The following is a 21,843-nucleotide window of genomic DNA, read 5'->3' as shown; positions in this document are numbered from 1 at the left end:
AAACAGGTCTTGGTTCATTCACTCTTTAGTTTTCAAGGAACACTTGCTTTTCATTTACCGTCACCGTATCGCGGCGACATGTAATAATATAGCACAGACAAACTTATCGAGTCAACATCATTTTTATAAAAAAGATAAAGAAGTTTCATATCAGATGATTAGGATCCCGTTTCCACCCTGAAAACAAAACAAATTCAAAGCCCTTATATGTTAAAACGCTCACCATTTACCTCAAAACTAGCCGTAATACGAGCAGACAACGAGTTAGACACAGTACAATATTTTTCAACAGATAACTGAACAGCACGGCGGACCTTTTCAGCTGGGAGATCACCCGTTAAGCGATAGTGCATATGCACGTCTGTAAACTTCTTGGGAAACTCATCTGCACGCTCCCCACTTACTTCCATCGAAAAAGATTGTACTTCTAAGCGCATTTTCGCCAATATGTCTACGATATCAATTCCTGAACAAGTCCCTACAGCGGACAATAACATTTCAGTCGGACGAGGGCCTAGGTTCTCTCCACCCACTTCCGCAGAAGCATCCATCGTAATGTGATGCCCAGATGGGGTATCTGTCTTAAATTCCATTTTTCCTTGCCATTGTATATCGATCTTCATCTTTACATTATCCTCCTTTTACACAGAAGTGATCAACAGCCCTTCGATGCTAGCGGCTACGAGCAATAATAAGACGATAAGCCCCAGTAACACTGGAAAACGCTGTCCAATCTCCTTCCATTCCATCTTTATTTGAATCCGATTGGACGATTTAAATAACGAAACTACTGACGAAAACACAGAGATTCCGATGCGTAATCCCAAAGTAGCAGCCAGAAAAATAGCAGGTAATTCAAATATACCATGGGGCAAAATTTTGGTTAAAAATAAGTTCCAGCCTGAGATCCCGGTCTCTTGGCTAGAAACGGTAATCACATAACCCAGCAATAGCCCATTTGTCATCATGCTTGAAATCGTTGGGATTCCTAGCAAAACACCCATTACAATTAACATCAAACAAGCCTTAAGATTATTTATAAAGATCTCTTTGCTAACATTAAACCAACTAGGATTCGCACCGAGGCTTCGAATCATTTTCTCAAAGTGGTCAAAAATCTGAAGTTGTTCGAACAATCTCCGCCACTGTTCTGTATTCACACTTCCCATAAATGCAGAAACGAGAAATATCGCCGTAACAATCAGGATAAGCCTTTTTTCTGCTCGCAAAGCAAACAGGAGTCTCTTCAATTTCATTTTTCATCTCCCATGTATATCATATCTCTTGTCCCTCACACATACATTACCATTAGGACAGGTTTCTAAATGAATGGAGGGTATCAAGTGAACTATTTTATGGTTTTATCCGGCAAGAAAATAAAACGCATTTTTCTATTAGCACTTGCTTGTATCTTTGGCATTGGAGTTTATTATGCCGAAGCAAAAGATTTGCCAGTCTTTTTTTCCAAACAAGCCCCCGATAAAGAGCCAGCTGCCATCTACAGTGTAAAAACAGACAAGAAGGTAGTTGCATTAACCTTTGATATTAGCTGGGGAGAAGAACGCACAGCCCCTATCCTAGATGTGCTTCAGAAAAAAGGAGTGAAGAAAGCAACCTTTTTTCTCTCTTCTCCGTGGGCAGAGACTCATCCCGATTTAGTGAAGAAAATTGGTGATGAGTTAAAATTCGAGATTGGAAGCCATGGGCATAAACACGATAATTACAGCCAGCTCTCCGAAGATCAAATTCGAAAACAAATTACAACGTCCGATACGATCCTAAACAAAGTAACAGGTAAAAAGATGAATCTAATTCGCTATCCAAACGGGGATTTTGACAAACGAGTACTAAAGGTTGCCCAAAGCTTAGGGTACACTTCAATCCAGTGGGATACAGACTCTCGAGATTGGATGAACCCTGGTGTGAAAGCCATTGTAGACCGTGTCGTAACCAAAGCACATCCAGGTGATATCATTCTACTACACGCAAGTGATTCCTGCCGACAAACACATGAAGCACTCCCTCAAATCATTGATCAATTAAGAAGCAAGGGATATGAATTTGTCACAGTCTCCGAATTAGTATCCAGCATTCAGCAAAAAGTGAAGCCAGTTCAGTAAGCTAGACGATTTTGGTCTAGCTCTTTTTTTGCTGTTTGTTTGCCAACGATTGGTTTTCATTTGATTTCTCCTCTTTTCTGGCACGGGTCCAGCGTTGAAGATTTAAAATTTGCCATGTATTACATACCACTAATACCAAAACAGTAGATGCAATAGAAGAGACAGGAGCTTCTCCACCCTTGATATTCATAGTCGGAATTGCTTCCAACATTGTTACAGTAAACATGAAGAAGAGCGTCGGAATGAAGGCCGCTTTCTGTGTGAAGCGCACTTTTTGCTTCCCAATGATCACACTCACTACAAGTAGTATCATTGGGATCGATAAATGCATCCATAAGTCTGTGCCATTATATTTATTCACATTCAAGTAGGCCACACACCCAAATACAACAAGCAAGAAAAGCACTTGAATGGTATTGAATGTTTTCTGATTCCGTACTAAACCCATACTAAGCCAGTTAAATACGAGGTAAGAAAAAAAGCCAAGTTGCGTAATAGAGGGAAGAAGTAGTCCTGTAAGAAGTAAAAGATTAACCGGTCCAAATAGAGAACTCCCTGTCATCCAATATGAAACCAAACCGATTATACATGTAACACTTGCTCCAATGAGAAGTGTAGAAAAATACCATTTAAATAAACTTTTTAATGTCATGTCGTATCGCTCCCTGATATCTAACTGAACCGATTGTAACAAAGTTGATCTCCGTTGGCTATGCACGAACTTCCTTTGTTTGGATGGATAAAGAAAAATCACATACAACATAATATAGATACATAGGCAAATTGAAACGGGGTATGGATTATGGCTCTCATACGGTTCATTTCACTTATCGCAATCATGCTCTTGGTAACCTCTTGTGGCTCACAAAAAGAGTCTGAGTCTGTTGACTATCAAAAGACAAAAGGAATCGTATTAGATATCCTTCAAACTCAAGAAGGGAAACAAGCGCTACAAAAAATGATGACGGATCCTGAGTTTAAAGAGCAGATCGTCGTCAATTCACAAGAAGTCGAAAAAGCTATGTCCAAGGTGATGACGGATCCCAAAGCGCAAGAAGGGCTTGGTAAGTTACTGGCAAAGCCTGATATTGCAAATAGCTTTGCAAAGGCGACAGAGAAAGAAATGAAAAATCTCTTTAAGGCTTTGATGAAAGATCCGGAGTATCAAAAATCGATGATGGATCTTCTCAAAGATCCAGAGTTCTCGAAAACGATTCTTCAGTTAATGAAAAGCCAAGAAAACCGCAAGGAAACTATGAAGATCATCGAAGAAGCAATGAAGTCGCCAAGCTTTCAACAACAACTGATGAAGTTAATTCAAGAAAGCGCTAAAAAAGGAAAACAGCAACAGTCTTCTCAAGGATCGGATCAGGGTGGTGGTGGGTCTGAGGAATCAGGTAGTAGTACAGGAGATGGTTCCAGTAACTCACAGTAATTACTTGAACAAACAAAGCCGAAACCAGTCCTAAAGGGGACTGGTTTCGTACTGTAAACTTATGTGGTAATAGCTTGAGTCACTTTTCGCGCTAGCTCATCATACAGTTTTCCTGTTGGATGGTTAGTCGAATAAACAGAAGGTGAGTACTCTGGGTCTTCTAATACATTACCAGGAGCTCCAAGTGGAATTTGGCAAAGAAGTTCTACATTTAGTGATTCTGCAAGCTTTTCTCCGCCTCCACGGCCAAACACATACTCTTTATCGCCGTTTCGATCTGTATACCAAGACATGTTCTCCACTACTCCGAGAATCTCATGCTTAGTTGTACTAAGTGCCATCGCACCCGCACGGGCTGCTACAAATGCTGCCGTAGCATGTGGGGTGGTTACGATGATCTCTTTACTTTGAGGAATCATTTGGTGAACGTCGAGAGCGATGTCTCCTGTGCCGGGTGGTAAATCGAGTAGGAGATAATCTAATTCTCCCCAATGTACTTCATGAAGGAAGTTACGCAACATCTTACCTAAGATCGGACCACGCCATACAACAGGGGCATTATCCTCCACAAAGAAGCCCATCGATATAACCTTGACTCCATAGCGTTCTACCGGAAGAATGACTTCATCTATAACCGTTGGTCGTTGTTCAATCCCCATCATATCCGGAACGCTAAATCCGTAGATATCGGCATCGATAATCCCTACTTTTTTACCTGCACGTGCCAAAGCAACTGCCAAGTTAACCGTTACAGTGGACTTACCGACTCCACCTTTTCCGGAAGCAATCGCAATATAGTTGGTTTGAGGAATTCCTGGTGTAGAAGGTGCTTTTCCGCTCTGAGTAGGTGCTTTTTCACGACTTGCGTGTTGTTCTGCACGTAATGAAGCAGATAATGCTGCCCTCTCTTCATCGGTCATGGCTCCAAACGTGACTGTCACACGCTCCGCACCTAATTGCCGGATCGCATTTTCCACGTCTTCCTGAATCTTTATTTTTAATGGACATCCTCGAATAGTTAGGATTACATCCAGCGATACGTCGTTCCCCTGTATCTGGATATTGCGAATCATATTCAAACTTACAAGACTTTTATTAAGCTCAGGGTCTTTTACCTCCCGTAAAGCTTCCATAATGCTCTCAGTCGTTAGCATATTTTAAACACACCTCGGAGTTATATACTAAAGTTCAGTTATGTTGATTTAAATGGGCCTGAAACAAACCCCACTCTCTTGTTGTTACCTTATGTAGGTCAACATACCCAGATTGATTATAGCATACTAGAGGTCAAATCTGTTTCTTGCTATTTAACATCTGGTACTTTTTTACCATCGTAATAGGCAAGCATTCCGTAATAAATTGCCGATGCAACCCTTTTTTGATAAGCTTCTGTAGCTAGTAACCGAGCCTCCTCAGAGTTTGATAAAAAGCCAACCTCCACTAAGGCCATCGGAACAGGTGAATACTTCATGAGAAATACGTCATTTTTCGCTTTGGGTAGACGGTCTGTGTTAGCAATGGTACGAATGATTTCAGACTGAATTAAGGAGGCAAGACGTTTATTCTCTTCCTTAGTCGGATTATAGAAGGTTTGGGCTCCCCTCCAGGGGCCTGCGGCCATCGAGTTAAGATGGATACTGATAAACAGTTCCGCTCCACTCTCCCTGACCAAACGGATCCGGTTAGATAAATCTTCTGCTTTCCGGCGTGAGATTTTCCGGGTGTCAGGGTTTGCGAGGTCTGTATCCGTCTCTCTAGTCATCACAACCTGAGCCCCCGCTTGTCCAAGAAGCTGTTGCAAATAAGCAGCAATCTTCAGTGTTATCTCTTTCTCCACGATTCCTGAAGGACTAACCGCTCCCCCATCTACTCCTCCGTGACCTGCATCAATCACAATTACTTTTCCAAATATCGGCTGATTCCGTGACATCCATGTGCTCCGAATGGGCTCAATCATAAAGCTACAAGTGAATAGGATTACCCCCATCAGAGGAATCCAATACATTCTCCGCCAACGAAACGTACTGATTGCGCGATAGATCGATTTAAATAGTATCATTCGAACACCCTCCATACACAGCTATGTTACTAATGGGTATGCTTCCGCAGTACAAGCTATGAAGGAGTCTTGAAAAAAACACTTTGGATTATGGCAAAAAAATAAAAGCCCCAACCATTTGCATGATTGGAAGCTTTTATGAAATAAACAGTATTACCGTTTGGAGAACTGAGGAGCACGACGAGCTGCTTTAAGACCGTATTTTTTACGCTCTTTCATACGTGGGTCACGTGTTAAGAAGCCAGCTTTTTTCAATGCAGGACGAAGCTCTGCATCTACTTTTAGAAGTGCACGTGCGATTCCGTGACGGATTGCACCAGCTTGTCCGGTAAAACCACCGCCACCTACATTAACAAGTACATCATAACGTCCAAGAGTATCTGTCAATACAAGTGGTTGACGAACGATCGCTTTCAAAGTTTCAAGTCCGAAGTAAGTGTCCAAGTCACGACCGTTTACCACGATGCGGCCATCGCCAGCAACGAGACGTACACGGGCAACCGACTCCTTACGGCGACCGGTTCCATAAAACTGAACTTGTGCCAAAATCGGTACCTCCTTTTTATTAACCGCGTAGTTCATACTCAACTGGCGATTGTGCCTGATGAGGATGTTCGGTTCCTGCGTATACTTTTAGTTTTTTCAATTGTTGACGACCTAGGCTACCTTTTGGAAGCATACCTTTTACTGCTAGTTCAATCATGCGCTCTGGACGAGTTGCACGAAGATCAGCAGCTACTGTCTGCTTCAAGCCACCTGGATGACCTGAATGACGGTAGTAGATCTTTTTGTTTAGTTTGTTACCGGTAAGTTCGATACCGGAAGCGTTAATTACGATTACGAAATCACCTGTATCTACGTGCGGGGTAAACTCAGGTTTATGTTTACCACGAAGCAAAGTAGCAACTTCAGTAGCTAGACGACCAAGTGTTTTGCCTTGAGCATCTACCACATACCATTTACGTTCCACTTGATGTGGCTTTGCAATAAATGTTGTACGCATCGTATGTTTCCCTCCTCTATGTGCAATGGACTGCGGCTATGCCAGCCCTATTCAATGATATCCATTCAAATTTCGCTCACCCTTTGAAGCGGAAGGATGGGCGGAACGACGAGCAAAAAAGAACAATCTTTTTGTTTGCGCCGAACTAATTCCACCGGGGCGTGGAGTGGAAAATACCAAGCGTAATCATATACCACTTATTCGAGAATGTCAAGTTAAGAGCTCAAACTTCTAGAGGTTCATAGCCTACTTCAATTAAAGCGAGCCCCTCAGGCGGATAAGTAGGCCCCGCTAGTCTTCGATCACAAGCGCTTAGTAGTGCTGGGATCGAATGAGGGTCACGCTCGCCTCTGCCAACTTCCACCAATGTACCGGCAATAATTCGGACCATGTTGTACAGAAATCCACTCCCCGATACTTCAATGGACACGATACCTTGGTCTTCATGAATCATGCAACGATAAATGGTACGCTGATGGTCCGGGGCAACGGTTTTCGTCGAACAAAGCGACGTAAACACATGCGTTCCCACTAGATAATTAGCTGCTTCTTGCATCAAAATCGGATCAAGTGATCTAGGATCATGCGTTTGGAAACGTCTCGCAAATACATTCGGTACACGATTCGTATCAATGCTATAGCGATACGTTTTCCAATGCGCACTTTTTCGCGAGTGAAAATCCATAGACACCTCTTGGCTCGAACGGACAATCAAATCACGAGGAAGCATCTTACGTAGTATATACGTGTATTTCTCCCCCGGAATAGGTGAAGCAGTTTCAAAGTGGCACACCTGTCCCCAGGCATGAACACCTGCATCTGTCCGCCCCGAACCATGAATGTGAATCTCTTCCCCTGTTAAGCGCTTCAATGTTTCTTCAAGCGTTCCTTGTACAGTTCTTTGCTCCGGTTGACGTTGATATCCTGCATAATCAGTACCGTCATATGAAATGATTAGTTGAATATTTTTCATGATTGTCCTACTTTCTCATCCAAAAAAGGGCAGTTGCCACGATAGCAAAACATACAAGCAAAAGAATGTCAGCGCGGCGTATGGAAAGCACTCGCAGTTTGGTACGACCTACGCCACCCGCATAGCCTCTTGCCTCCATCGCGGTTGCCAAATCCTCTGCCCGGCGAAACGACGAGATCATAAGTGGGATTAACACAGGAATATACGCCTTGACACGACGGTATACGTTTCCGCTTTCAAAGTCAGCCCCACGAGCTTTTTGTGCTTTGATAATCTTATCCGTCTCTGCCCATAGCGTGGGAATAAAACGCAAAGCGATCGACATCATCATCGCAAACTCATGAGCGGGAAACCTCCACCGGCGAAGAGGTGAAAGAAGCGACTCCAGTCCATCCGTCAAATCAATCGGTGAAGTCGTAAACATCAACAAGGAAGCAAAGATCATTAATAAGATGAAACGAACCGAAATAATGGCGGCTTGGCGAACTCCTTCTTCATAAATCGTAAGAATCGGAGTTTGCAAAACAATGCTTCCACTCTGAGTAAAAATCAAATGAAACAGGGTTGTAAACAAAATCATCCAGATAATCAGCTTCATCGAACGCAAGAACAGAAGAACTGAAATTCGAGAAAGAGCCACTCCCATCAATCCAACTAAAAGCAAAAGAGTATAGGTTTCTACATTGTTGGCGAAGAAAATCAAAATCAACATACAGAAGACAAAAATGCATTTTGAACGCGGATCGAGTCGATGGAGCCATGAGTCTATCGGTATGTACTGGCCAATCATAACAGAGTTCATGAGCCTCTCCTCCCACGATGAATAAGCTCATCTACGAGTGTAGATAACTCATAAATCTCGGTAGAGATCGGTGTAGATAGCTTCTGATTTAACGACATAATCCACTTCGTCACATCTGGAACATCTAGTCCACTCACTTGTAGGTTTGGCAGATTCCGAAAGATGTCAACTGGTCTCCCAGTAGCAATCACTTTCCCATCACTCATGAGGACGATCTGCTCAGCAAGTTCTGCAGCTTCGTTCATATTGTGTGTAACATGAACCACTGTACACCCAAAGTGCTGATGAAACCTCTTTAGAATAGACAGCAGATCTCTCTGCCCCCGAAAGTCTAATCCCGCAGTCGGTTCATCTAGGATCAAGATATCAGGGCGCATAGCAAGTACTCCCGCAATGGCTACTCGTCTCATCTGACCACCTGATAACTCAAACGGTGATCGATCCCTTAAATCAGGAGAGAGACCCACCCACGACATCGCTTCAGACACTCGATGTTCGATTTCAGCTACATCACAACCAAGATTTTTCGGCCCAAAGCCAATATCCTTGGCCACTGTTTCTTCAAAAAGCTGATGCTCTGGATATTGAAACACAACGCCAACTTTTTTACGGTACTCCCCTAATTTCTTAGAGCGAGAGTGAATCCGGGTATCCCATACCTGCAAGACACCGCTCGTAGGAAGGAGCAAACCGGCCAAAAGTTGAACCAATGTAGATTTGCCAGAGCCCGTCTTGCCAATAACGGCAACATAGTCGCCTTGATTGAATTGAACCTGAATAGCCTGAAGTGCTCGGTGTTCGAAAGGAGTCCCAATGGAATAGGTATAGGTTATGTCTTGGAAAGATATCTCCATATCTGAGCCACCATTTCATCCGAATTTCCAATCGGTTCATTCAGCTCCACTCCCTGATTCTTCAGCAATGCACGTACACGAATCGGAAGAGGAACTTCCAAACCCCACTGCTCTAACAAATTCGATTGGTTATATAAATCCCTAGATGGATAATCTAACTGAAGACGATGATGGGCAATCACTATGACTCGCTCTGCCAGAAAAGCTTCCTGTGCAGAATGAGTAATATGAATCACTGTTTGGCCCTGTTGATGGAGTTCTTTCATCAATTCTCGCACTTCTTCTCGTCCTTGTGGGTCGAGCATAGAGGTAGATTCATCAAACACAATAATCTCTGGATTCATCGCAAGCACACCCGCAATCGCAAGGCGTTGCTTTTGACCACCCGAAAGATGAGCTGGTTCACGATTTTCAAAACCAACTAATCCAACCACTTCTAGAGCCCGTTCTATACGTGGAATCATCTCTTCTCTTGGAATTCCCAGATTTTCAAGTCCAAACGCCACATCGTCGCGTACGGTTGTCGCTACAATTTGATTATCTGGATTTTGAAAGACCATTCCTACTTTTCTACGAATATGGAACCGTCCAAGGCCGTTCGAAGTAGAAAAATCCCCCACTCGAACTTCGCCTTCTGTGGGGATCAATAGCCCATTTAGTAAACGAGCAAACGTGGATTTACCAGAGCCATTTGGCCCCATCACAACTACATACTCACCTGATTGAATCGTAAGATTAATGTCTTGTAATGCCCATTGCTCCTTCATTTGGCGATCTGGATGATAATCAAACCATACCCCAGATAGTTCTATGAGAGATTTTATGTGCTTCATATATTCCCACCTAAAGAAAAAAGGGTAAACGTCAGGACCGGTTAGATCCTGCCCTCACCCTTTCAAAACATAGCAAGCAGTTATTTTACAAGCTCAAGAAATACCATAGGAGCTCCGTCACCACGACGAGGTCCAATTTTCAAGATGCGAGTATAACCACCATTACGCTCTGCATAACGTGGCGCAACTTCATCAAACAATTTTTTTACTGCATCTACATTCTTATGATGGGTTAATTCTTCGCCATCTTTTTCGGTATAAGAACGCTCAGTACGAACGAATGCGGCTGCTTGGCGGCGAGCATGTAAATCACCGCGTTTACCCAAAGTGATCAATTTCTCAGCAATTGAGCGAACTTCTTTCGCTTTGGACTCAGTCGTTTGGATACGTTCGTTGAGGATTAGATCGGTTACGAGGTCACGAAAAAGAGCTTTACGAGCTGAGCTATTGCGACCTAATTTAGAGTATGCCATCTATTTTCCCTCCCCCTAAAAGCGGATTAATCTTCGTTGCGCAAGCCAAGACCAAGCTCGGCAAGCTTTTCTTGTACCTCTTCTAAGGACTTACGCCCGAGGTTACGGACTTTCATCATATCTTCTTCTGATTTCTGCGTAAGCTCTTGGACGGAATTAATTCCAGCGCGTTTTAGGCAGTTATAAGAACGAACCGAAAGATCAAGTTCTTCGATGGTCATTTCCATCACTTTTTCTTTCTTATCTTCTTCTTTTTCCACCATAATCTCAGCATCTTTTGCTTCTTCGGTCAGACCAACAAAAAGCATAATATGATCGTTGAGAATTTTTGCGCCAAGGCTAACAGCTTCATCAGGTTTCAAGCTACCATTCGACCAAACTTCTAAAGTGAGCTTGTCGTAGTTGGTAACTTGTCCAACACGTGTATTCTCAATTTGATAGTTTACACGTTCAATTGGAGTATAAATGGAGTCAATTGGAATAACACCAATTGCCTGATCTTCGTTTTTATTCTTGTCAGCGGCCACATATCCTCTTCCGCGATTCGCTGTCATACGAATCCGAAGATGTGCTCCTGATTCAAGCGTAGCAATGTGCAGATTTGGATTAAGAACCTCCACATCGCTATCGGCACGAATGTCACCAGCAAGAATCTCATAACCATCCGTTCCGCCATCAATATCAATCTCTAGCGTTTTTTGTTCATCGGAATGAATTTTGAGGGCGAGCTTTTTCAAGTTGAGAATCAGTTCTGTTGTATCCTCGACCACACCAGGAATTGTAGAGAACTCATGTAATACACCGTCGATTTGAATCGCTGTAACAGCTGCTCCTGGCAAAGAGGAGAGCAGTACACGGCGTAGCGAGTTTCCTAAGGTTGTACCATAGCCTCGTTCAAGAGGTTCCACCACAAATTTCCCGTATCGATGATCTTCGCTAATCTCAACAGCTTCGATCTTTGGCTTTTCAATTTCAATCATACGGCTCACAAACCCTCCTTCAGAACGTCGTAGTTCTGGATCTATCAGGTTACATAGGCTCGTTCATCGTTTAACAACGCCAATCACACGTTTGAGAAGACGTGTCATCCTACTCTAACGTGCCCGTGCAACTACATGTGCATAAGTAAGAGTGCTGAAAAAATTTTCCAGTCTTATCCAGTATACACAATCTGGTTCTAAGATAAACCCTAAAGTTATCTTGTCAACGCATTATACACGACGACGTTTCGGCGGACGACAACCATTGTGAGGGATTGGTGTCACATCTTTAATTAAGCTAACTTCTAACCCTACTGCTTGAAGAGAACGGATTGCTGCTTCACGACCGGAACCAGGTCCTTTTACCATTACTTCAACGGTCTTCATACCGTTTTCCATAGCGGTTTTCGCTGCCACTTCTGCTGCCATTTGAGCTGCGAAAGGTGTGCTTTTACGGCTGCCTTTGAAGCCCATGGTACCTGCAGATGCCCAAGCGATTGAGTTACCACGTGGATCGGTAATGGTGATGATAGTGTTGTTAAAAGTAGAACGAATGTGTACAACGCCAGACTCAACATGTTTTTTAACACGGCGTTTCACGCGTTGGTTCGCGCCTTTACGTTTTGGTGCCATTGGTAAGTCCCTCCTTATCTAATTATTTTTTCTTGTTCGCAACGGTACGACGTGGTCCCTTACGAGTACGTGCATTCGTTTTGGTTTTTTGACCACGAACTGGCAAGCCTCTACGATGACGAATTCCACGGTATGAAGCAATCTCCATCAAACGCTTGATGTTAAGAGAGATTTCACGACGTAGATCTCCTTCGATTGTAAGAGTCTTGTCAATGTGAGTACGAAGTTTGTTTACTTCTTCCTCCGTTAGATCACGGACACGAGTATCTGGATTTACACCAGTCTCAGAAATAATTTTTTTAGATTGAGAGCGACCAATACCATAGATATAGGTTAGGGCGATCTCAACGCGTTTTTCACGTGGCAAGTCAACACCTGCAATACGTGCCATACGCTACACCTCCCTTTCTGTTAACCTTGTTTTTGTTTGTGTTTTGGATTTTCACAAATTACCATTACTACCCCTTTGCGGCGGATAACTTTACATTTTTCGCAAATGGGCTTCACCGATGGACGTACTTTCATTACCGGTTTACCTCCTTCTCGTTCCCGAAAGGTTACTTATAACGATAAGTAATCCGTCCGCGGGTTAAGTCGTATGGAGAGAGTTGAACCGTCACTTTATCCCCCGGAAGAATTCGGATAAAATGCATGCGAATCTTTCCTGATACAGTCGCGAGTACTGTATGACGATTCTCCAACTCCACTTTAAACATTGCGTTAGGTAGGGATTCAACTACGATTCCTTCCACCTCAATTACATCTTCCTTGGCCATGACTCACACTCCTTTCTGTTCTTCAGAACGTATTTGGAGCAGGTATTGGTTCAGGGCGTACCGCAACAGTGCATTGGTGACACGACCTGTAACCTGCAAGCTACTAACTACCTCTTGCGCCACCTGAATGGTTGGTTTTACATGCTTCTGGTTTTTCCGCTTAGGCCTCTCAGCCATTCGCTTTTTCCCATCCGCTAACCATACAAAGTGAGGTTCTTCCAAGTCGATGACAACCGCGTAAGCACCCGCTTCTCGTCCAGTTTTCACTTGAACGATCTGCCCAACACATATACGACTGTCAACACCTGTCACATCCATCACCCTTCACCTTACGCTGTGGTAAGTATCTCATAGCCATCGTCCGTAATCGCGATAGTGTGCTCGAAGTGAGCACATAGAGAACCGTCTGTGGTTACAACTGTCCACTGATCATCTAATGTACGAACAAAGCGGCTTCCCGCATTCACCATCGGCTCGATTGCTAAGGTCATTCCCTTGGAAAGACGTCTGCCTTTTCCAGGTTCACCGAAGTTTGGAACAGAAGGATCTTCATGAAGCTCACGACCGATCCCATGTCCAGCATACTCTTCCACAATCGAGAATCCCGCTGCCTCAGCAACAGATTGAATCGCATGAGATACATCACCTAATCGTATTCCTGGTTTACATACTGCTAAACCAGCATACAACGATTGTTGAGTGACAGCAAGTAAACGCTCCGCTTCAGGGGTTACGGTTCCTATTGGATAAGTCCACGCAGAATCACCATGAAAGCCTTCGTAATAAGCACCAATATCGACAGAGATGATATCACCATTTAGAAGCTTACGCTTACTTGGGATACCGTGCACGAGCTCATCATTTACTGAAGTGCATACACTTCCTGGAAAGCCATTATATCCCTTAAAAGAAGGGGTTGCTCCCAAACTCCTGATGAACTTCTCTGCAACGTGATCAATCTCTTTCGTAGTGATGCCCGGCTCAATCCATTTCTTTAACTCTTGGTGAGTTAGATAAACAATTTTGCCGGCTTGCCTCATACGTTCGATCTCAGTTAACGACTTAACCGTGATCATGAAACTGTTCCTCGAACCACAGACAAGATATGCTTACTTACTTCATCAATTGGCAAAGCTCCGTATACACGTTCTAGCTTGCCATTTGACTCGTAATAAGCAAGTAAATGGTTTGTTTGTTCAAAGTTGACCTTAAGACGGTTTGCAACCGTTTCTGCACGATCATCCTCGCGTTGGTATAGCTCTCCACCACAATGATCACAAACTCCTTCCTTTTCAGGAGGAGCGAATACTGCATGGTAGGTAGCACCACAATCACGACAAATCCAACGACCTGTGAGGCGGCGTAAAAGCTCATCCATCGCTACATCGATGTAGATAACGTGATCTAATTCGCGATTCAAATCGATTAATAATTGATCTAGTGCTTCTGCTTGAGGTACCGTTCTCGGAAAACCATCTAACAAGAAGCCATTCGCACAATCATCTTTTGCCAGGCGCTCACGAACAATTCCAATCGTTACACGGTCAGGAACTAATTGTCCTTGATCCATAAACGATTTTGCTTCTACTCCTAGAGGCGTTTGTTCTTTCACAGCTGCACGAAACATATCACCTGTTGAGATATGAGGAATATTCAACTGCTCTATGATCTTCGCAGCTTGTGTACCTTTTCCAGCACCGGGCATACCCATCAAGATAATGTTCAAGCGTCTTACCTCCCGGTGAATCTTCTGCGGGCGGTCCGCAATGAAAAGTTAAAAATTGTAAGTCCCAAGCGCACACGAGTCCCCGGAGATTTCTTACCGGGGCAAGACTCATGTTACTTGGAAGACATGAAACCTTTGTAATGACGTTTTACCAATTGAGCTTCAATCGACTTCATGACTTCAAGCACTACACCAATCACGATCAAGAGCGAAGTACCACCAATTTGAACAGAAGTTGGTAAACCAGCCAGCTTGATAAAAATAACCGGTAAAATAGCCACAGCGGCTAAGAAAAGTGCTCCTGTCAATGTAAGGCGGTTCATGATCCGAGTTAAATAAGAAGTAGTTGCTTTACCTGGACGTACACCCGGAATAAAGCCACCATTTTTCTTTAACTGATCGGAAAGCTGAATCGGATTCATCTGAACAAACGTATAGAAATACGTAAATCCAAGAATCAACAGAACATACAAGATCATGCCTAATGTGGAACTAGTATAGTCGAAATGTTGGATAACCCAATTCGCAATTGCGTTACCTTCCCAGAATCGAGCAATCGTCGGAGGGAACATAAGCAAGGATACTGCAAAGATCACAGGGATCACACCCGCAGCATTTACCTTAAACGGAATATGTGTGGATTGTCCTCCATACATCTTACGACCTACCACACGCTTGGTGTAGTTAATCGTAATTTTCCGCACACCTTGCTGAATGTAAATAATACCGACAATCACTACTAATACAACAAGTAGAATTCCAACAAGCTTAAGAATTCCCATCGTCACATCAGCCTTACCAGTAAAGAATGTTGTCCACACTTGTGAGCCAACTCCAGGAATCCCGGCAGCAATTCCGGCAAAGATAATAATGGAAATACCATTTCCAATTCCTTTATCCGTAATTTGCTCACCTAGCCACATTAAGAAAGCCGTTCCTGCTGTAAGTGTCAAAGAAATCGAGGCATAGGTCCAAAAACCGTCGCCTATAATGAATGCTTTAGCAGCACGACCAAACCCGATAGACAACCCGATGGACTGGATAATGCCAAGAGCAATCGTAAAATAACGAGTTACTTGTGCAATCTTACGTCGTCCTGTCTCTCCCTCTTTCGCCCAACGGGCAAAGGCGGGAATCACGTCCATCGTCAAAAGTTGCACAATAATCGAAGCAGTGATATACGGCATAATCCCCATCGCAAAGATCGAGAAGTTATGCAGAGAGTTACCCGAGAAGGTATTGATAAGTCCGAAGACTCCCCCTCCTTGTGTTTGCAAATAATCTCGTAGTGCATTTGCGTCCGTATTAGGAACGGGAATATAGCTTCCGATACGGAAAACAACCAACAACAACAACGTGAACAAAATACGACGACGAAGATCTTCCACCTTAAAAATGTTGCCCAGGGTTGTAAACATATTAGATTACCTCCGTCGCTCCACCAGCGGCGGTAATTTTTTCTTGTGCGCTTTGGGAGAACTTATGAGCTTTAATAGTAAGCTTTTTCGTTAGTTCGCCATTCGCAAGAACTTTTACGCCTGCTTTTAGGTTTTTCACAACACCAGTCTCTACTAAAAGTTCTGGGGTTACTACAGTACCATCTTCAAAGCGATTCAAAGTGTCTAAGTTGACAACTGCATACTCTACACGATTTGGAGAGGTAAAGCCTCGTTTCGGCAGACGACGATAGATTGGGTTTTGGCCCCCTTCAAATCCAGGACGAACACCACCGCCCGAACGAGCGTTTTGTCCTTTGTGTCCACGACCAGAGGTTTTACCTAAGCCAGAACCTGTACCACGACCTACACGCTTTCTCGTATGACGAGAGCCTTCAGCTGGTTTTAACTCATGTAGTTTCATCTTCGCACCTCCTCTTCAACATGTCCTACTACTACTCGTTAATTTCTTTTACTTCAACCAAGTGGCTTACTTTATTAATCATACCACGGATCGCAGGATTGTCATTGTGGACAATCGTTTGTTCACGTTTGGTGAAGCCGAGTGTCCGCAGGGTAACACGTTGGGATTCCGGACGTCCGATCATGCTACCTGTAAAGGTAATCGCTACTTTCTTTGCCACGGGTATCCCTCCTATCCTAACAACTCTTCTACTGTTTTGCCACGCAATTTAGCTACATCTTGAGGGCGTTTCAGACCTGCAAGACCTGCGAGGGTTGCGCGAACCATGTTAATTGGGTTATTGGAACCTGTAGATTTTGTGAGAATATCGCCCACACCTGCTACAGCCAATACATCACGAACTGGACCACCCGCGATTACACCAGTACCTTTGGAAGCTGGTTTTAGAATAACGCTACCAGCGCCAAAGCGACCAATGATATCGTGAGGAATGGTGCTACCTTGTAATGGAATAGAGATCAGATTCTTTTTTGCATCATCTACACCTTTACGGATCGCTTCTGGTACTTCAGCAGCTTTACCGATGCCGACACCAACACGTCCTTTGCCATCGCCCACTACTACGAGTGCGCTGAAGCTAAAACGACGTCCACCTTTAACAACTTTAGATACGCGGTTAATGTTAACCACTTTCTCAGTGAACTCGGACTGAACTGCATCTTTTTTGCGTGGTCTGTCTTGTCTGCTCAAAAGTCTAGACCTCCTTCCCTAGCTCCTTCAGCCAGTGCTTGCACACGTCCATGATAGATATAACCACCACGGTCGAATACAACAGATTTAAAACCTTTATCGATTGCACGTTTTGCGATCAATTCACCTACAGCACGAGCAGCATCAACGGTAGTACCCTTTTCTTCGAAACCTTTATCCAAAGAAGATGCTGCGACCACTGTTACGCCAGTTTGATCATCAATCAACTGAGCGTAGATGTTTTTCGATGAACGGAAAACATTAAGGCGAGGACGCACAGCCGTGCCAAAAACTCTTTTACGTACGCGTAAATGGCGTTTCTTACGACCTTTATTGCGCTCCGGCTTTTGAATCACGGTCTAGTTCACTCCCTTCAACTAGCAAATTTATTACTTACCAGTTTTACCTTCTTTACGACGAACCACTTCATCGCTGTACTTGATACCTTTACCTTTGTACGGTTCAGGTTCACGTTTCGCGCGAATGTTTGCCGCCATTTCTCCAACCACTTGCTTATCAATTCCTTTAACGATCACTTGAGTTTGTGAAGGAACATCAAACTCAATCCCTGCCAAAGGCTCAACCTCTACTGGATGAGAGTAGCCAACATTTAGTACAACGTTGTTACCTTTTTTAGCAGCACGGTAACCAACACCCACTAGTTCCAAGGTTTTCGTAAACCCATTGGAAACACCCTCAACCATGTTTGCAAGCAAGCTACGAGTTGTACCATGAAGCGCACGGTGTGTACGGTGGTCACTTGGACGACCTACTGTTAATTGATTATCCTCAACGGTGATCGTGATGTCTGGATTGAATTCACGTGTAAGGGTTCCTTTTGGACCTTTAACAGTCGCAACGTTTCCCTCTAGCTTGAATTCCACACCCGCTGGAATCACAATCGGTTTTTTACCAATACGAGACATTCGAAGTCACCTCCGATCTTCTATAAGAAAATTACCAGATGTATGCGAGAACTTCGCCACCAACGTTTTGTTGACGAGCTTCTTTATCAGTCATTACACCTTTGTTGGTAGAAATAACTGCAATCCCGAGTCCACGAAGAACGCGTGGGATCTCGGTGGATTTTGCGTATACACGCAATCCTGGTTTCGAGATACGTTTTAGACCAGAAATAACTTTTTCGTTATTTGAGCCATATTTCAAGAAAATACGTAACACGCCTTGTTTCGAATCCTCAACGTACTCAGCGTCGCGGATGAAACCTTCACGCTTCAAGATCTCAGCAATCTCACGCTTCATGCGAGAAGCAGGAACTTCCAAGCTTTCATGGCGAACCATGTTTGCGTTACGAATACGTGTTAACATATCTGCAATTGGATCTGTCATCACCATTGTGAGAACCCTCCTTCCTCAAACAATTACCAGCTAGCTTTTTTCACGCCGGGAATCTGCCCTTTGTAGGCCAGTTCACGGAAGCAAATACGACAGAGACGGAACTTACGGTATACGGAATGTGGACGACCACAGCGCTCACAGCGAGTATAGCCTTGAACTTTAAACTTTGGCGTACGTTGATTCTTCACGATCATCGACTTCTTGGCCAACGGATTCCCTCCTTTAGCATTAGGATTTCTACTTACGGAATGGCATTCCCATAGAAGTAAGTAGTTCACGAGCTTCTTCGTCAGACTTAGCTGTAGTAACGATTACTACATCCATCCCACGAACTTTATCAACTTTATCATAAGAGATCTCTGGGAAGATCAGCTGTTCTTTCAAGCCAAGCGTGTAGTTACCGCGTCCATCGAAAGATTTCGCAGAAACACCGCGGAAATCACGAACACGTGGTAGCGCAACGTTTACCAATCTATCTAAGAAGTGGTACATGCGCTCACCGCGTAGGGTTACTTTCACACCAATTGGCATACCTTCACGGAGTTTGAATCCAGCAATGGATTTTTTCGCTTTAGTGATAACTGGTTTTTGACCAGCGATCAAGGTAAGGTCTTCCACTGCGTTGTCCAATACTTTAGAGTTTTGAACGGCTTCACCAACACCCATGTTGATTACAACTTTTTCGACTTTAGGTAACTGCATTACAGATTTGTAACCAAACTTCTTCTGTAAAGCTGGAGCTACCTCATTCAAATAAAGTTCTTTTAAGCGAGCCATCTGGGTACCTCCTTTCATGCGAAGAATTACTTATCTAGAATTTCACCTGATTTTTTTGCAAAACGAACTTTTCTTTGTTCGCCGTTCTTACCATCAACGAATTTGTAACCAACGCGTGTTGGTTGTTTCGTTTTTGGGTCTTCGATCATCAAGTTAGAAACATGAATAGGTGCTTCTTTCTCGATGATGCCACCTTGAGGGTTCGTCTGTGTTGGACGGCTATGGCGTTTTACCATGTTTACGCCTTCCACTACTACGCGACCTTCTTTAGCAAGAACCTTAATTACACGACCTTTAGTGAAAACTTTTTTACCGTCTGCATCGAAAGTTGGAGCTTCTTTCCCACGCATAACAAGTACAGTGTCACCTTTTTTGATGTGCATTTTTGCGCTCACAATCGGCACCTCCTTCATTCAGAAGTCATATATTTGATCCGATCAACTAGAGAACTTCTGGCGCTAGGGAGATGATCTTCATGAAATCACGATCACGAAGTTCACGAGCTACTGGTCCGAAAATACGGGTACCACGTGGGCTCTTATCTTCCTTGATCACAACTGCGGCATTTTCATCAAAGCGAATGTAGGAGCCATCTGGACGACGTACAGGACGTTTCGTACGTACGACTACACATCTCACTACATCACCTTTCTTGACAACGCCACCGGGTGTTGCTTGTTTCACGGATGCAACGACGAGATCGCCGATCCCAGCAGTGGCTTTATTAGAACCACCCAACACACGGATGACCATTACTTCTTTCGCGCCGGAATTGTCTGCTACACGAAGACGAGATAGGTTTTGAAGCATGAGTTTCCCTCCTTCCCGCTACTCTTTACGTGTCAATCATTAGATGATAACCGCTTCTTCTACGATTTCCACCAAGCGCCAACGTTTGTCCTTAGACAACGGACGAGTTTCCATGATTTTTACGAGGTCTCCAGCTTTTGCTGTATTCTCTTCATCATGAGCTTTAAATTTTTTGGTAAATTTAACGCGCTTTCCATATTTGGAGTCACGTTTGTAGGTTTCTACAGAAACGACGATGGTTTTATCCATTTTATCGCTTACCACTTTGCCGATTCGAACTTTACGGCGTGTTGTGCGTTCGCTCATCCCTGTGTCCTCCTTTCGATTCCTAGTTCGCGCTCACGGAGAGCCGTTTTGCAACGAGCAATGTCCTTGCGAACTTGGCCCAAACGGGTTGGGTTTTCCAATTGTCCAGTAGCGGACTGGAAACGAAGGTTGAACAGTTCTTCTTTGAACTCAGCAAGCTTTTGCTCGATTTCGGCGGTGGTCAACTCTAATAGCTCTTTCGCTTTCATTCGTTACCCCCCGCTTCACGTTTCACAAATTTCGTTTTGATTGGTAGTTTCATCGCAGCTAGGCGCATAGCTTCACGAGCTACATCTTCAGGTACACCAGCAACTTCGAACATGATTTTACCAGGTTTTACAACAGCTACCCATTTTTCTGGGGAACCTTTACCGCTACCCATCCGGACCTCTAGAGGCTTTTGAGTAACTGGCTTGTCTGGGAAGATCTTAATCCAAACTTGTCCACCACGCTTCATGTAACGAGTCATCGCACGACGTGCTGCCTCGATTTGGCGGTTGGTGATCCAAGATGGCTCAAGAGCTTGTAAACCATATTCGCCGAATGCTACTTCCGTACCGCCTTTTGCTTTACCGCGCATCTTACCACGGTGTGGGCGACGATATTTTACGCGTTTTGGTAATAGCATCGCTTATTTGCCTCCTTCCACTTCTCCCTTTGGAGTGTTTTTTGTTGGGAGAACTTCACCACGATAGATCCAAACTTTAACACCGATTTTACCGTAAGTAGTATCTGCTTCAGCAAAACCGTAGTCAATGTCAGCACGTAGTGTATGGAGTGGTACAGTACCTTCGCTATAACCTTCGCTACGAGCGATATCTGCTCCACCCAAACGACCGCTTACTAGAGTACGAACACCTTTCGCACCAACACGTAATGTACGACCGATTGATTGTTTCATAGCACGACGGAAAGAAACACGGCGCTCTAATTGTTGAGCAATGCTTTCCGCAACTAGATTTGCATCTAGCTCAGGGTGTTTAATTTCGTGAATGTTAATGTGTACTTTTTTGCCTGTTAGTTTCACAAGAGCATTACGAAGTGCATCTACTTCTGTACCGCCTTTACCAATTACCATACCCGGTTTTGCGGTATGAACAGTAATGTTTACGCGGTTCGCTGCACGTTCGATTTCTACTTTAGAAACAGCTGCATCTTTCAGACGCTTTTTCACAAAGTCACGAATTTTTAAGTCTTCATGAAGTAGATCTGCGAAGTCTTTTCCGCCGAACCATTTGGATTCCCAGTCACGAATGACACCAACACGAAGTCCAATTGGATTCACCTTTTGACCCATAGCTTATCCCTCCTTAT

The 21,843-nt window shown here is 43.8% G+C and carries 37 protein-coding genes; 2 read left to right on the top strand and 35 right to left on the bottom strand.

Annotated elements, in window-relative coordinates:
* Window positions 1-203 precede the first annotated feature (203 nt).
* A complete protein-coding gene (locus tag EDD57_RS06730) occupies window positions 204-623 on the bottom strand; it encodes an OsmC family protein (protein WP_131848690.1) in 420 nt (139 codons plus the stop codon).
* A gap of 18 nt (window positions 624-641) precedes the next feature.
* Complete coding sequence (locus EDD57_RS06725; RefSeq protein WP_131848689.1) at window positions 642-1,256, bottom strand: stage II sporulation protein M; 615 nt, start codon at window positions 1,254-1,256, stop codon at window positions 642-644.
* A gap of 87 nt (window positions 1,257-1,343) precedes the next feature.
* Between EDD57_RS06725 and pdaB the strand changes: the two genes are divergently transcribed.
* Window positions 1,344-2,120 carry a polysaccharide deacetylase family sporulation protein PdaB gene (gene pdaB, locus EDD57_RS06720; protein ID WP_131848688.1) on the top strand — a complete coding sequence of 259 codons (777 nt, stop codon included), beginning with the start codon at window positions 1,344-1,346 and terminating at the stop codon, window positions 2,118-2,120.
* 16 nt (window positions 2,121-2,136) lie between these two features.
* On the opposite strand, the gene EDD57_RS06715 is transcribed toward pdaB, so the two are convergent.
* Window positions 2,137-2,772 (bottom strand): KinB-signaling pathway activation protein, encoded by a 636-nt coding sequence (locus tag EDD57_RS06715; protein ID WP_165873694.1) that lies wholly within the window; start codon window positions 2,770-2,772, stop codon window positions 2,137-2,139.
* Window positions 2,773-2,922: 150 nt separating this feature from the next.
* On the opposite strand from EDD57_RS06715, the gene gerD reads away from it, so the two are divergent.
* Window positions 2,923-3,555: a spore germination lipoprotein GerD gene (gerD, locus tag EDD57_RS06710; RefSeq protein WP_131848686.1), complete on the top strand. Its 633-nt coding sequence runs from the start codon at window positions 2,923-2,925 to the stop codon at window positions 3,553-3,555.
* 59 nt (window positions 3,556-3,614) lie between these two features.
* Here the strand turns inward: gerD and EDD57_RS06705 are convergent, their stop codons facing one another.
* From EDD57_RS06705 to rpsC, 32 genes are all read right to left on the bottom strand, one after another.
* Window positions 3,615-4,709, bottom strand: coding sequence for a P-loop NTPase (locus tag EDD57_RS06705; protein ID WP_131848685.1), 1,095 nt, complete (start codon window positions 4,707-4,709; stop codon window positions 3,615-3,617).
* Window positions 4,710-4,858: 149 nt separating this feature from the next.
* On the bottom strand, window positions 4,859-5,614 hold the full coding sequence (cwlD, locus tag EDD57_RS06700) for an N-acetylmuramoyl-L-alanine amidase CwlD (RefSeq protein ID WP_131848684.1): 756 nt from the start codon (window positions 5,612-5,614) through the stop codon (window positions 4,859-4,861).
* A 153-nt stretch (window positions 5,615-5,767) separates the two neighbouring features.
* Window positions 5,768-6,160 (bottom strand): 30S ribosomal protein S9, encoded by a 393-nt coding sequence (gene rpsI, locus EDD57_RS06695; protein WP_072332725.1) that lies wholly within the window; start codon window positions 6,158-6,160, stop codon window positions 5,768-5,770.
* Between the two features lie 19 nt (window positions 6,161-6,179).
* On the bottom strand, window positions 6,180-6,617 hold the full coding sequence (gene rplM / locus EDD57_RS06690; protein ID WP_093291951.1) for a 50S ribosomal protein L13: 438 nt from the start codon (window positions 6,615-6,617) through the stop codon (window positions 6,180-6,182).
* Window positions 6,618-6,840: 223 nt separating this feature from the next.
* Window positions 6,841-7,590, bottom strand: a complete 750-nt coding sequence (truA, locus tag EDD57_RS06685) for a tRNA pseudouridine(38-40) synthase TruA (RefSeq protein ID WP_131848683.1) — start codon at window positions 7,588-7,590, stop codon at window positions 6,841-6,843.
* Between the two features lie 7 nt (window positions 7,591-7,597).
* On the bottom strand, window positions 7,598-8,392 hold the full coding sequence (locus EDD57_RS06680) for an energy-coupling factor transporter transmembrane component T family protein (protein WP_131848682.1): 795 nt from the start codon (window positions 8,390-8,392) through the stop codon (window positions 7,598-7,600).
* Complete coding sequence (locus EDD57_RS06675) at window positions 8,389-9,246, bottom strand: energy-coupling factor transporter ATPase (protein ID WP_131848681.1); 858 nt, start codon at window positions 9,244-9,246, stop codon at window positions 8,389-8,391. Before EDD57_RS06675 ends, EDD57_RS06680 begins: the two co-directional genes overlap by 4 nt.
* Window positions 9,222-10,079 carry an energy-coupling factor transporter ATPase gene (locus EDD57_RS06670; RefSeq protein WP_243649467.1) on the bottom strand — a complete coding sequence of 286 codons (858 nt, stop codon included), beginning with the start codon at window positions 10,077-10,079 and terminating at the stop codon, window positions 9,222-9,224. The genes EDD57_RS06675 and EDD57_RS06670 overlap by 25 nt, the downstream gene beginning before the upstream one ends.
* 80 nt (window positions 10,080-10,159) lie before the next feature.
* Window positions 10,160-10,552, bottom strand: coding sequence for a 50S ribosomal protein L17 (gene rplQ, locus EDD57_RS06665; protein ID WP_072332740.1), 393 nt, complete (start codon window positions 10,550-10,552; stop codon window positions 10,160-10,162).
* 26 nt (window positions 10,553-10,578) lie between these two features.
* Window positions 10,579-11,532 (bottom strand): DNA-directed RNA polymerase subunit alpha, encoded by a 954-nt coding sequence (locus EDD57_RS06660; RefSeq protein WP_131848680.1) that lies wholly within the window; start codon window positions 11,530-11,532, stop codon window positions 10,579-10,581.
* Between the two features lie 231 nt (window positions 11,533-11,763).
* Window positions 11,764-12,165, bottom strand: a complete 402-nt coding sequence (gene rpsK, locus EDD57_RS06655; protein WP_072332746.1) for a 30S ribosomal protein S11 — start codon at window positions 12,163-12,165, stop codon at window positions 11,764-11,766.
* 22 nt (window positions 12,166-12,187) lie between these two features.
* On the bottom strand, window positions 12,188-12,556 hold the full coding sequence (gene rpsM / locus EDD57_RS06650; RefSeq protein WP_131848679.1) for a 30S ribosomal protein S13: 369 nt from the start codon (window positions 12,554-12,556) through the stop codon (window positions 12,188-12,190).
* A 20-nt stretch (window positions 12,557-12,576) separates the two neighbouring features.
* Complete coding sequence (gene rpmJ, locus EDD57_RS06645; protein WP_072332752.1) at window positions 12,577-12,690, bottom strand: 50S ribosomal protein L36; 114 nt, start codon at window positions 12,688-12,690, stop codon at window positions 12,577-12,579.
* Window positions 12,691-12,722: 32 nt separating this feature from the next.
* On the bottom strand, window positions 12,723-12,941 hold the full coding sequence (infA, locus tag EDD57_RS06640) for a translation initiation factor IF-1 (protein ID WP_072332755.1): 219 nt from the start codon (window positions 12,939-12,941) through the stop codon (window positions 12,723-12,725).
* Between the two features lie 3 nt (window positions 12,942-12,944).
* Window positions 12,945-13,259, bottom strand: a complete 315-nt coding sequence (locus EDD57_RS06635) for a KOW domain-containing RNA-binding protein (protein WP_207896805.1) — start codon at window positions 13,257-13,259, stop codon at window positions 12,945-12,947.
* A gap of 11 nt (window positions 13,260-13,270) precedes the next feature.
* Complete coding sequence (map, locus tag EDD57_RS06630) at window positions 13,271-14,017, bottom strand: type I methionyl aminopeptidase (protein WP_131848678.1); 747 nt, start codon at window positions 14,015-14,017, stop codon at window positions 13,271-13,273.
* Window positions 14,014-14,667 carry an adenylate kinase gene (locus EDD57_RS06625; protein ID WP_131848677.1) on the bottom strand — a complete coding sequence of 218 codons (654 nt, stop codon included), beginning with the start codon at window positions 14,665-14,667 and terminating at the stop codon, window positions 14,014-14,016. The genes map and EDD57_RS06625 overlap by 4 nt, the downstream gene beginning before the upstream one ends.
* A 113-nt stretch (window positions 14,668-14,780) precedes the next feature.
* Entirely contained in the window at window positions 14,781-16,085 is a 1,305-nt protein-coding gene (gene secY, locus EDD57_RS06620; protein WP_131848676.1) for a preprotein translocase subunit SecY, read from the bottom strand.
* A gap of 1 nt (window position 16,086) precedes the next feature.
* Window positions 16,087-16,527: a 50S ribosomal protein L15 gene (rplO, locus tag EDD57_RS06615; RefSeq protein ID WP_072332768.1), complete on the bottom strand. Its 441-nt coding sequence runs from the start codon at window positions 16,525-16,527 to the stop codon at window positions 16,087-16,089.
* A gap of 31 nt (window positions 16,528-16,558) precedes the next feature.
* Window positions 16,559-16,747, bottom strand: coding sequence for a 50S ribosomal protein L30 (gene rpmD / locus EDD57_RS06610; RefSeq protein WP_131848675.1), 189 nt, complete (start codon window positions 16,745-16,747; stop codon window positions 16,559-16,561).
* 11 nt (window positions 16,748-16,758) lie between these two features.
* Entirely contained in the window at window positions 16,759-17,277 is a 519-nt protein-coding gene (rpsE, locus tag EDD57_RS06605; RefSeq protein ID WP_131848674.1) for a 30S ribosomal protein S5, read from the bottom strand.
* The gene (gene rplR, locus EDD57_RS06600) at window positions 17,274-17,633 is read right to left on the bottom strand and encodes a 50S ribosomal protein L18 (RefSeq protein ID WP_131848673.1); all 360 of its coding nucleotides are present in this window, start codon (window positions 17,631-17,633) and stop codon (window positions 17,274-17,276) included. Before rplR ends, rpsE begins: the two co-directional genes overlap by 4 nt.
* A gap of 33 nt (window positions 17,634-17,666) precedes the next feature.
* Entirely contained in the window at window positions 17,667-18,203 is a 537-nt protein-coding gene (rplF, locus tag EDD57_RS06595; protein ID WP_131848672.1) for a 50S ribosomal protein L6, read from the bottom strand.
* Window positions 18,204-18,234: 31 nt separating this feature from the next.
* Window positions 18,235-18,633: a 30S ribosomal protein S8 gene (gene rpsH / locus EDD57_RS06590; RefSeq protein ID WP_131848671.1), complete on the bottom strand. Its 399-nt coding sequence runs from the start codon at window positions 18,631-18,633 to the stop codon at window positions 18,235-18,237.
* 26 nt (window positions 18,634-18,659) lie between these two features.
* Complete coding sequence (locus EDD57_RS06585; RefSeq protein WP_072332786.1) at window positions 18,660-18,845, bottom strand: type Z 30S ribosomal protein S14; 186 nt, start codon at window positions 18,843-18,845, stop codon at window positions 18,660-18,662.
* 28 nt (window positions 18,846-18,873) lie between these two features.
* The gene (rplE, locus tag EDD57_RS06580; protein WP_131848695.1) at window positions 18,874-19,413 is read right to left on the bottom strand and encodes a 50S ribosomal protein L5; all 540 of its coding nucleotides are present in this window, start codon (window positions 19,411-19,413) and stop codon (window positions 18,874-18,876) included.
* Between the two features lie 26 nt (window positions 19,414-19,439).
* The gene (gene rplX / locus EDD57_RS06575) at window positions 19,440-19,796 is read right to left on the bottom strand and encodes a 50S ribosomal protein L24 (RefSeq protein ID WP_131848694.1); all 357 of its coding nucleotides are present in this window, start codon (window positions 19,794-19,796) and stop codon (window positions 19,440-19,442) included.
* Window positions 19,797-19,854: 58 nt separating this feature from the next.
* Window positions 19,855-20,223: a 50S ribosomal protein L14 gene (rplN, locus tag EDD57_RS06570; protein ID WP_072332792.1), complete on the bottom strand. Its 369-nt coding sequence runs from the start codon at window positions 20,221-20,223 to the stop codon at window positions 19,855-19,857.
* 39 nt (window positions 20,224-20,262) lie between these two features.
* Window positions 20,263-20,529: a 30S ribosomal protein S17 gene (gene rpsQ, locus EDD57_RS06565; protein ID WP_093291962.1), complete on the bottom strand. Its 267-nt coding sequence runs from the start codon at window positions 20,527-20,529 to the stop codon at window positions 20,263-20,265.
* A complete protein-coding gene (gene rpmC, locus EDD57_RS06560) occupies window positions 20,526-20,738 on the bottom strand; it encodes a 50S ribosomal protein L29 (protein WP_072332798.1) in 213 nt (70 codons plus the stop codon). The genes rpsQ and rpmC overlap by 4 nt, the downstream gene beginning before the upstream one ends.
* Entirely contained in the window at window positions 20,735-21,157 is a 423-nt protein-coding gene (rplP, locus tag EDD57_RS06555; protein WP_072332801.1) for a 50S ribosomal protein L16, read from the bottom strand. Before rplP ends, rpmC begins: the two co-directional genes overlap by 4 nt.
* Window positions 21,158-21,160: 3 nt before the next feature.
* On the bottom strand, window positions 21,161-21,826 hold the full coding sequence (gene rpsC / locus EDD57_RS06550; protein ID WP_093291964.1) for a 30S ribosomal protein S3: 666 nt from the start codon (window positions 21,824-21,826) through the stop codon (window positions 21,161-21,163).
* Window positions 21,827-21,843 lie beyond the last annotated feature (17 nt).

It is taken from the genome of Baia soyae (assembly GCF_004341445.1).
GTDB classification, from domain to species: Bacteria; Bacillota; Bacilli; order Thermoactinomycetales; family Thermoactinomycetaceae; genus Baia; species Baia soyae.
The sequence above is the reverse complement of the archived record's forward strand: the minus strand, read 5'-3'. Positions and strand labels throughout refer to the sequence as shown.